Raw genomic sequence first — 9,674 nt, forward strand, 5'->3', positions numbered from 1 at the left:
AGTCTTTGATACTCGTAGGCGTAGTATTCCCCTGCCCCCTGCCTCTCCAATCAACCGCCAATCAAAACAGTGGGATTACCTTTGATAATTTTATTTGGTGGCCCCAATGCTTCTAAAACGGTGTCGCCCATGCGAGAAGCAGGCAAATTGTTAATCAGCACTGTCTGACTACCGTCAATCACAACTCCAGGGCCGTGGGGAGGGACGGGCAAGGGTGTGGCGCAATTATGAATATCAGCACCAGCAGCAGCAGCAGCGATCGCACTACCCATAGTAGCAGCTGATGTTGCCTTTGTAGTTTGTTCCGCAGCTAAGGCAGCAGGTGCCCCTGGTGTACCAGCCGCCGCTAAAGTAGCAGCCTCAGCCGCTTGGATAGCTGCATCAGAAGATGTTTTGGCAGACTGTAAACCTGGTACTGCGGCAGCAAGCACACCCCGCCACGCAGGTAAAGACCCAATCAACACATTGGGACTACCCGGCCCTCCTGTTAAAACTGGGGGTAAGGGATGCGCTACATTGTCAGTAATTCTTGCTGCTGGTCTACCCACGACAACCTCCTATTGTGTTAATTACGAATTACGAATTACGAATTACGAATTAATTAAGTCGAATCAACGCACCTTTGACTGTAATCGTACCGTTGGCTGAAATGTCAATATTGCCAGCAGCATCTAATGACATATTACCTGTTGATTTCACTGAAACAGATTTAGCCATATCGTCCATTTTGATTCTATGACCGCCTTTGGTTTCGATCTCTATGCACCTTTGACTGTCATTAAGATATATTTTGTGACCGTATTCAGTTTCTACACGAATACCTTTTTTGCTAGTTCCTTTATCTTCTTCAATAAACTGTAGAGTATGACCTACACGAGTTTTAATGGTGCGTAATCTTACACCACTTGTAACTGAATCCCTTACCTTTTCCGGTGGTGCATCCTTGCCATTCCATACTCCGCCAATAACGTAGGGACGGTGGATATCGCCATGCTCAAAACCTACTAAAACTTCATCGTTTACCTCTGGTAAACAGTCAAAACCTCTATTTTGACCTGCTCCCACAGCTACAACTCTCGCCCAGTCACTTGTATGTTCTTCTGTGAGCGTGGGAAACTTAACCTTCACCCTCCCCCATGCCTCTGGGTCTTTATTATCAGTGACAATTCCCACTAATAAAGTCTCAGATGGCTGTAAGCGTTTTTCTGGAGATAGAGTTGTGAATAAGCTACCAGAACGTAGTCCCCGCACGCTGAAATAAGTTTCATAAACGCGTTGACTGAAGAAATGGCGGGTTTCTGTAACATAATACTTACCACTATAGCGATCGCCCATACCCTGAAGATTAATAACCCGTCCCGGACGAATCTCAGGATTCCCTTCTGCTTTGGCATCTGCATAAACAAATTCTCCCCCTAGTTCATCACACAAAGCCTGAGCCATTGTGTCTGCTTGTTTTTTACTGGCAACAGGTTTATCTACAACAATCATTTTGGGAGACTTAAGATTAGAAAATGCATTACTAGTACTACTTCCTAGCCGATTACCTGTCTCGGTTATTTGCTTTTCTTTCTTGGCGGTTCCACTAATCAATTTTTTCTGGGTATAGTCCCAGGCGCGTACTTCTACAGAACTTATCTGTTCAGCACTGGTAACGCGGGTACTAAATTTATTAATATCAACTAGCCATTTTAATGATAAAGAACCCTGAGTTTTTGGTTTGCAAAAATTTAGCTTTTCCTCTGTAATAAATAACTCAAAACCAATGCGGGCAGCCCTTTCTCGCAAAAACTCCATATTAGTTTGGTTTTCTTGAAAAACATACTTATGAACTTCACCAGTTGCCTCTATATTGCCAAGCTTTATGCCTACTTCTTTAACTATTTGCTTGACTATATCGCTATCAGTTTTATTTAAAAAAGAACGATTATAACGACCTCTGTGCAGACGATGAGAAATATCATAACCGCGAACAATGATATCAGCTTCAGATTTTTCGTTGAAGTTAACTTCCATCGCTGTAATTTCGCCTTCAATGAGGAATTCGCCTACCTCTTCTTGAAAGTTATTATCTAGAGTCGTACTCGAAGTAAAACCCAACTTCACTTTTTTACCAATTTTAAATAAAGGCTCATGTCGCCAAGCTTTGTTTTCTGGTCGGTCAGATGCGGGAATATAGCTGTTATGGATTACTAGCGTAAACATTGCTGGTAAATGAAGGCTTTCTTCGATTGTGATTTGCAACAAATCCTTCATTAATTCAGGAGAAGCCTGTTTTCCATCTATTTGTATTTTAGGTTCGCTTAAATAAAGACTTTTTTTTGCAGGCATAATTATTACTTTATAACTTATGGAATGTTCAGTAACACCTCTTTGGCTAAAGACGCGATTCATCGCGTCTCTACAAATGGTTTATTTGTCGCATTCTTTTTTCAAATTGGTATTATTTATTTTGTCTTACTCAGTGTTTGTCCTTTTGGATCTCCCGCACGAGCATCTCCTGTAGAAGCAGATTGACGGCCTCCAGGAAGGTTATTCTTATCTACTTCTTGCAAGGCTATATCTACCAGTGCCCTTACTGGTGTACCATCACTCAAAAACATATTTAAAGTGTAGGTTAAACTCGTGATTACGCAATAAAAATACTCGTTTCCCCATGTAAATATATAAACAGGTGGTCGTTTATCAGTTGCTTTACTGATAGTTTCTACACCTTTCTTAATTTTATCTATATATTTTTTCATCACCGATTCTTTTGTTTCATAAGTATCATAAAGTAACTGTTTGAGCGTAAATTTGTAAGGTTCAACGCCAGAAAAGTTTACTTTTGGAAGTAGAGTCGTTCCTCTATTACCATCCTTACTTTCCCACTTAACAGTCCGAGAGAAACTAATATCTGTAGGATTAAACATTAATTCAATATCTGGCGCTTCACCGTTATAAGCTACAAGTTTGGCTTTCTCAAGTTGCGGTTGACGTTTTTGAATAACAATAACTGCTGGACTTGCCATTTGAGTATTTCTCCAAAAATTAATTCTTAAATACAAATTTACCAAGGTAATCTACCAGAGGAACCACCATGTCGTTCTCGCTCAATTTCTATTCGTTGTCGTAATCTGCTATAAACTTCACGAGCTAAAGCTTCAAGATCGGCTGTATCATCTTTCTCATCTTCTTGAGAAAATGAAGATGCGCTCTCTATCGTCTCAGTTACTGGTGCTATTTCTCTAGATATGTCGGGTGGAGTAACTTCTCCACCATCAGCAAAGCCTCTAGCTGAAGGAAGGTGTTTAGCAAAAACTTGTGGTGATTCTGAAACATGAGAAAATTCATAATGGCTATTAGATTCTCCATCATTAAAATTAAAGCTAGTGAATTCATCATCATTTCCATTTAGTAAATCTTCCACACTTGACCATTGAGAAGGTGTATTTGACCATTGGGAAGATGTCTTAGTGGTAGAATTTGCTTTTCGGAAAATTAGGGGAGGTGATGAGTATTGAGGTGAGAATTCACCTACATCAGTTGTTTCATTGTGAAGGGTATGAATCTCTGGAGAATTGAGAATAGAAAGTTTCTGTTTATTAATATTCAACCCCAAGGAAGAAGGAATTAAAGAATTGGATATCTCAGGTGAATCAGTCTCAGTACTTTTTAGCTGTAATGAAGTGTCTGGAAAAGAATCGACTTTAGTCGGAGTCTCTGGAGAAATTGTTTCTTCTGGTTCTGTAGGATTGGGTGTCTGTAAACTTGGAAGGATAATATCTTGGGGTGTTCCACCCGTGTTGATGTGATGTAGTAGGGGTAGATTCTTCTGTGCATCTCTAGTATTAATCACAAACTCCCCAGGCGTAAGCATTGCAGGTACTGTATCTGAGGGTGCTATTTGCTGGCGATTTTCAACGCGGGAATCTGTTACGTGGCCACCAGTAGCATAACCTTTAGGTGCTGGCAAATTTTCTGCGATCGCATTTTGCTCAATTTGAGGTAGTGTGTTTACCTCATTTTCTGGGGAGATGGGATTATCTGAGGTATCAACAAAGGTTAATATTTCAGGCTTTTCTTCATTTGTTACCGCAGAGGTAAATTCTGATTTTACTATTTGTTCATTATCAATAATTTCCCTGAAAATACTTGCAGTTTCAACAATCTCAGGCGATGTGACGGTAAGTGGTGCGATCGCAGTTTCACCAATCTCAGGTGATATGGCGCTAATTATTGGTGTTTCTCCAATCTCAGGCGATGTGACGGTAAGTGGTGCGATCGCAATTTCACCAATCTCAGGCGATATAGCGCTAATTATCGGTGTTTCTCCAATTTCAGGCGATGTGGCGGAAAATGGTGCGATCGCAGTTTCACCAATCTCAGGCGATATGGCACTAATTGTTGGTATTTCAACAATCTCTGGCGATGTCGCGGTTAGTGGTGCGATCGCAGTTTCACCAATCTCAGATGATGTGGCGATAAGTGGTGCGATCGCAGTTTCACCAATCTCAGGCGATATAGCGCTAATTATCGGTGTTTCACCAATTTCAGATGATGTGGCGATAAATGGTGCGATCGCAGTTTCACCAATTTCAGGCGATATGGCGCTAATTATCGGTGTTTCTCCAATCTCAGGCGATGTAGCGGAAAATGGCGCGATCGCAGTTTCACTAATCTCAGGCGATATAGCGCTAATTATCGGTGTTTCACCAATTTCAGATGATGTGGCGATAAGTGGTGCGATCGCAGTTTCACCAATTTCAGGTGATATGGTGCTAATTATTGGTGTTTCAGAAATCTCAGGCGATGTGGCGGAAAATGGTGCGATCGCAGTTTCACCTATCTTAGGCGATGTAGGATTAATTGTTGGTATTTCAACAATCTCAGGCGATGTGGCGCTAAGTGGTGCGATCGCAGTTTCACCTATCTTAGGCGATGTAGGATTAATTGTTGGTGTTTCAGCAATCTCAGGTGATGTGGTAAGAAGTGGTGCGATCGCTGTTTCACCAATTTCAGGTGATGTAGGAGTAATTGTTGGTATTTCAGCAATCTCAGGTGATGTGGTGAGAAGTGGTGCGATCGCTGTTTCACCAATTTCAGGTGATGTAGGAGTAATTGTTGGTATTTCAGCAATCTCAGGTGATGTGGTGAGAAGTGGTGCGATCGCAGTTTCACCTATCTCAGGCAATATGGCGCTAATTGTTGGTATTTCAACAATCTCAGGTGGTACTAAAATGGGCTGACTTTCTGTAAACTCGTTATTAGTACTCTCAAGATAGCTGTCACGTTGCAGTGAAGTCAGATTTGCTGAGGCATCCGAGACATTAACCACCATAGCAGACTGTGACTCTGAAATTACTAACGGTTCATTATTATCAGAGTTTCTGAATAAATTAGGTGTGTCTTCAATCTCGGCTGAGGTAAGTGTTAACTGAACAGGTATACTCGCTAGAGACTCACTTGAAACACCGGAATCAATTTTTTGTTGTATTGCAATAGTTTTTTTTGCAACTGAAGAATCAGAATTAGGTACAGCAGTATGCTCTACTACAGTATTTTCATCATTTACCAAAGGATGGGTTAAAGTAGTTGCATCATCAAGAGCGGGTGAGGTAAATGCTGACGGCAAAGCTAGAGAATTTTCAACGACAGCATTATCTAGTTGCAATGTGGGTCTTTCCAAATTAGCCTCAACAGACAGAGGCTCATCTGATGCTAATAAGCTATCTTCATTACCATTAATAGTAATATTGCTTTGAACGATATTTTTAGCCACAGATGATTTGACTGCTTTTTTAGATTTTGATTTTGATTTTTTCTCAAGTGGCTTTTGAGGTTTATTTATTTTTTTTGATTTAGATTTACCTTTAATGTTTTGTTGTTGGGAGGTATCATCACTCCTTTTTTGATCAATCCGATTTTGCAGGATCTCTGGAATACTATCTTTTGCTAGTTCACTATTATTAACATGATTATTTTCTGGTATAGCTATTGATTCAAAAGAATCAGATTCAAGTAATGGAAAACCACTATTTATCTCTTCATTATCCCAACTATCCCAACCTATTAATGATTGTATCGAGGGTTCATATTCACGAGGTAAGAAAAATTTAGACGATTTAGCTAATGGGAGTTGAGTTTGTATTGGGTTAATAAAATTACTTCGTGAATACAGAGAAGGAGACTGTTTTCTCAATACCATTCTCTCAGGATTTGATAAAGATGATATTATCCCAAGGGGCTGAATATTGTTTCCTAGTGGAGATTGAATAATTTGCATAGTTATCGTTTAAAAATAGCCAATTAGCTAGAAACGAAATATCCACTTTTTTGATTCCGTTGTACAGAAGTGCCTCCTCCTGTAGACCTTGCAACTTGTAAGCCTTCATAAGCTAAAGTTAATTCTTCAATAGCAACCGCCTTACCATCTGCTTGGAGTGCAGGTGTTTTCCAGGTTATAGGAATAGCACCAATCAAAGTCCAACTCATCATCGTTTCACCGGCTTGATTGAAAATCAGAATATTGACATTGCGTCGAGATGTTTTCTTTTTTTCATCAAAAACTGCATTCATCCAGTTCCAAAAACCTGGATGGTCGGTAACTCCACGTTTGAGAGTTATGTCTGCAAATTCTGTATGACCTAAATAAATTCTTTGTTGGTCGTTAACACCACCTTCCTGAAAAATATTTTTCTTAATTTGAATACTTAATCCTGTACATTCCGCAAAAGATGCAGCAATAGAACTGTCTATTTCTACGTAGAAACGATTAGTAGTGACATAATTTAATTCGTGAGTAATGTTGCCATTATTAGCGCCTGTAGCCATCACAACCACCTTTGAGAATCATAACTACCTATCCTTTCGCGCTGCAATCGCAAATCTTCTAGCAAAAGTTTATATACGTGTTCTGTAAGCTGGTTCATCAGCAGTGAGTCGTTGAGGTATTTACCCGCAGCAATAGCTGCCTTGCTTGCATCAGATGCCGCCGAAACCCCAGCGTATCCAGCAGTACCGCCAACATCTCCATCGAAGGTGAAAAAATTTTGTTGCTGTTTTGAGTCCATAAATAAAAAAACTCTCCCTAAATCCAGGCTAAAGGTAGTGCATCAGAATCAAAAGTAGCCAAAAGTCGAACTTAGTTTTTGCCTGGATTTAGACTTTGGGTGAATTGTGTTACAAGTGCGATCGCTGTAATCTAGATGTCAGTAACAGTAAAATATTCACCTAGCTATTACTTGGGCCTCTGGAGAAGAAAATGAGAGAACACGTCAGCCAAAAGAAAACTACTACAGGCTTCTCAATTCCATCCTTGAAACACCCAACACGCGGCTTTAGTTTGGAGTCGTCGGCAATTTCACGCCAAGCGGTTCCTGAAATACAACCTCTCGATAAGCCAGTCACTCACGATATCAGTCGCATACCACTGCGTAGTCCCCAAGCAAAACTCTCAATTAGCCAGCCTGGAGACAAATACGAACAGGAAGCTGATAGCGTCGCACAGCAGGTAATGCAAACAATGGCGCAACCTGTAAATCGCCAGTCTATGCAACGAGAAGCATTGCCAGAGGATGAGGAAGAATTGCAAATGAAACCTCTGAACATTAGCACATTGCAACGAGAAGCATTGCCAGAGGATGAGGAAGAATTACAGATGAAACCTCTGAACATTAGCACATTGCAACGAGAAGCATTGCCAGAGGATGAGGAAGAATTGCAAATGAAACCTCTGGACAATCGCACACTGCAACGAGAAGCATTGCCAGAAGATGAGGAAGAATTACAGATGAAGCCAATGGTGCAGCCTCAAGGTGAGGCTTCTATGGCTGCTGCACCAGACCTGGAAGCGTCCATTAACCAAGCTAGGGGTGGTGGAGTGGCGATGGCAGACAATATCCGCAAACCGATGGAGATGGCGTTTGGCGCAGATTTCAGTGGGGTGAAGGTTCACACGGATGGTCAATCTGACCAGTTGAATCGGTCAATTCAGGCGCGTGCTTTCACGACGGGACAGGATGTGTTCTTTCGTTCGGGAGAATATAATCCTGGGAGTCGGAGCGGACAGGAGTTGTTGGCACATGAACTGACTCATGTAGTGCAGCAGAGTGGTGGTGCAATCGGCAGCGAAGAGAAACGCGGTAAAAAATTGATAAACCTGGTGGAAAATGCCGGACATCAACTGGCTAGTCCCAAGAACGGAAAAGACGGCGATCAGCCAGAAAAGAGAAAGGGTGAGGACTACGTCAACCATGTGCAAAAACTCCTCAACGATCTAAACAATTTGCTACCAGAATTCAAAAACGGGGAGATCGAGACAGCCCTAAGTATCATCTACTCCAACCGTGACACATGCTCCCTCAGCAGTAGCCAGGTGACAGGAGAAGATACTAACACATTAGCCTACAGCGATCTCAAGGACGGGATCGTGCAACACGTAGCTAAAAACGAATACTTAACAAGAGAGTCCAACCGCAGCCACTTCATAGCCCAGCTTAGGAACCTATTCCGTGATTTGGATCAACTGATCGACCAGCTCCCTACAACTGCTGTTGATACCAGAGTTGCTCAAGTCATCGAATCAGAAGGCAAACCGTATAAACTGAAGGCAAAGTCGGCTATAGATGCTGCACTTCTCAAACTATCCAATGAAATGAAGAAGCGTTTGAGAGAGTATTTCAAAATTATATTTGAAAAAAATTTCAATTTCAAGAAGGACAATGACCCTAAAGAACCACCACCTGGAGGCGGGACAGGAGGAGGGGTAATGGTTAACTGAGACATCGCTTTGCCCCACCCATCCAGAGCGATCGCCCGATCTTGTAGGGTGCGTTAACAAAGTAACGCACCAAATCATCGGTTCGGTGCGTTACGGCGTAAACAACTAAATCGCCTGTCAAAATATCCAAACACGAACGCTTAACGCAGCCTATAGAGAGATTTATCCCAAATTGAATTAAACTGCGATCGCAGCTCTTGTAGAGGAGCAAGGATATCTTTGCAGGGGAAGAGAAAGTCCTTTTGATTCGGTGAAATTGGATGATTTATTTTTTAGAGTTCTCTTAGTTGAAGACAAAAGTTACTTCAGGGAAGGCAGAAGTTGCTACAGAGTGCGCGAAACACTCAAACGTGAAAGCAGAAGTTGATACAGAGTGCGCGAAACACCGAAACGTCTTGGCAGAATTTAATTCCGAGAAGGCAGAAGTTGATGCAGAGTGCGCGAAACACCGAAACGTCTTGGCAGAATTTAATTCCGAGAAGGCAGAAGTTGATACAGAGTGCGCGAAACACCGAAACGTCTTGGCGGAAATTAATTCCGAGAAGGCAGAAGTTGGTACAGAGTGCGCGAAACACCGAAACGTCTTGACGGAAATTAATTCCGAGAAGGCAGAAGTTGATACAGAGTGCGCGAAACACCGAAACGTCTTGACGGAAGTTAATTCCAAGAAGGCAGAAGTGCGATCGCTCGATACTATAAAATGGGGTTCCCGAAAATTTAGACTTTCGACAAATTGTGTTACGAGTGCGATGTTGTCGTTAAAAAACTCCATAGCCCGTATATTCCCGCATTTCAGGAGATTGAAATCCTAAAACAATATCATCTTTTGGAACCCCTCGCTCTACAAGTTCTTGAGCCACTCTCATTTCCGTCATATTCTGCTCAATCGAAATTTTTCCCTGTTTAATATCCA

Annotated in this window: 10 protein-coding genes; 2 read left to right on the forward strand and 8 right to left on the reverse strand. The window is 41.6% G+C overall.

The genetic code is table 11. From position 1 onward, the window contains the following. Nucleotides 1-50 precede the first annotated feature (50 nt). From RM049_RS34715 to RM049_RS34740, 6 genes are all read right to left on the reverse strand, one after another. The gene (locus RM049_RS34715) at nucleotides 51-548 is read right to left on the reverse strand and encodes a PAAR domain-containing protein (RefSeq protein ID WP_322707426.1); all 498 of its coding nucleotides are present in this window, start codon (nucleotides 546-548) and stop codon (nucleotides 51-53) included. A gap of 49 nt (nucleotides 549-597) precedes the next feature. Beyond that, nucleotides 598-2,331 (reverse strand): VgrG-related protein, encoded by a 1,734-nt coding sequence (locus RM049_RS34720; protein ID WP_322686897.1) that lies wholly within the window; start codon nucleotides 2,329-2,331, stop codon nucleotides 598-600. Between the two features lie 116 nt (nucleotides 2,332-2,447). Next, nucleotides 2,448-3,011, reverse strand: coding sequence for a hypothetical protein (locus RM049_RS34725; protein ID WP_322707427.1), 564 nt, complete (start codon nucleotides 3,009-3,011; stop codon nucleotides 2,448-2,450). A 38-nt stretch (nucleotides 3,012-3,049) separates the two neighbouring features. Then, the gene (locus tag RM049_RS34730) at nucleotides 3,050-6,265 is read right to left on the reverse strand and encodes a hypothetical protein (RefSeq protein WP_322707428.1); all 3,216 of its coding nucleotides are present in this window, start codon (nucleotides 6,263-6,265) and stop codon (nucleotides 3,050-3,052) included. A 23-nt stretch (nucleotides 6,266-6,288) separates the two neighbouring features. Next, on the reverse strand, nucleotides 6,289-6,813 hold the full coding sequence (locus RM049_RS34735) for a phage tail protein (RefSeq protein ID WP_322707430.1): 525 nt from the start codon (nucleotides 6,811-6,813) through the stop codon (nucleotides 6,289-6,291). Beyond that, nucleotides 6,813-7,052 (reverse strand): hypothetical protein, encoded by a 240-nt coding sequence (locus RM049_RS34740; protein ID WP_322707431.1) that lies wholly within the window; start codon nucleotides 7,050-7,052, stop codon nucleotides 6,813-6,815. The genes RM049_RS34735 and RM049_RS34740 overlap by 1 nt, the downstream gene beginning before the upstream one ends. A gap of 191 nt (nucleotides 7,053-7,243) precedes the next feature. On the opposite strand from RM049_RS34740, the gene RM049_RS34745 reads away from it, so the two are divergent. Further along, on the forward strand, nucleotides 7,244-8,761 hold the full coding sequence (locus tag RM049_RS34745; RefSeq protein ID WP_322707432.1) for a DUF4157 domain-containing protein: 1,518 nt from the start codon (nucleotides 7,244-7,246) through the stop codon (nucleotides 8,759-8,761). On the opposite strand, the gene RM049_RS34750 is transcribed toward RM049_RS34745, so the two are convergent. After that, nucleotides 8,754-8,972, reverse strand: coding sequence for a hypothetical protein (locus RM049_RS34750; RefSeq protein WP_322707433.1), 219 nt, complete (start codon nucleotides 8,970-8,972; stop codon nucleotides 8,754-8,756). The two genes, RM049_RS34745 and RM049_RS34750, sit on opposite strands and share 8 nt — an antisense overlap. A gap of 76 nt (nucleotides 8,973-9,048) precedes the next feature. On the opposite strand from RM049_RS34750, the gene RM049_RS34755 reads away from it, so the two are divergent. Further along, complete coding sequence (locus RM049_RS34755) at nucleotides 9,049-9,573, forward strand: hypothetical protein (protein ID WP_322707434.1); 525 nt, start codon at nucleotides 9,049-9,051, stop codon at nucleotides 9,571-9,573. Here the strand turns inward: RM049_RS34755 and RM049_RS34760 are convergent. Continuing rightward, the gene (locus RM049_RS34760; protein WP_416212683.1) at nucleotides 9,520-9,636 is read right to left on the reverse strand and encodes an element excision factor XisI family protein; all 117 of its coding nucleotides are present in this window, start codon (nucleotides 9,634-9,636) and stop codon (nucleotides 9,520-9,522) included. The two genes, RM049_RS34755 and RM049_RS34760, sit on opposite strands and share 54 nt — an antisense overlap. Nucleotides 9,637-9,674: the final 38 nt, after the last annotated feature.

Origin of the sequence: Nostoc sp. DedQUE04, from assembly GCF_034530995.1 — a bacterium.
GTDB lineage: Bacteria > Cyanobacteriota > Cyanobacteriia > Cyanobacteriales > Nostocaceae > Nostoc.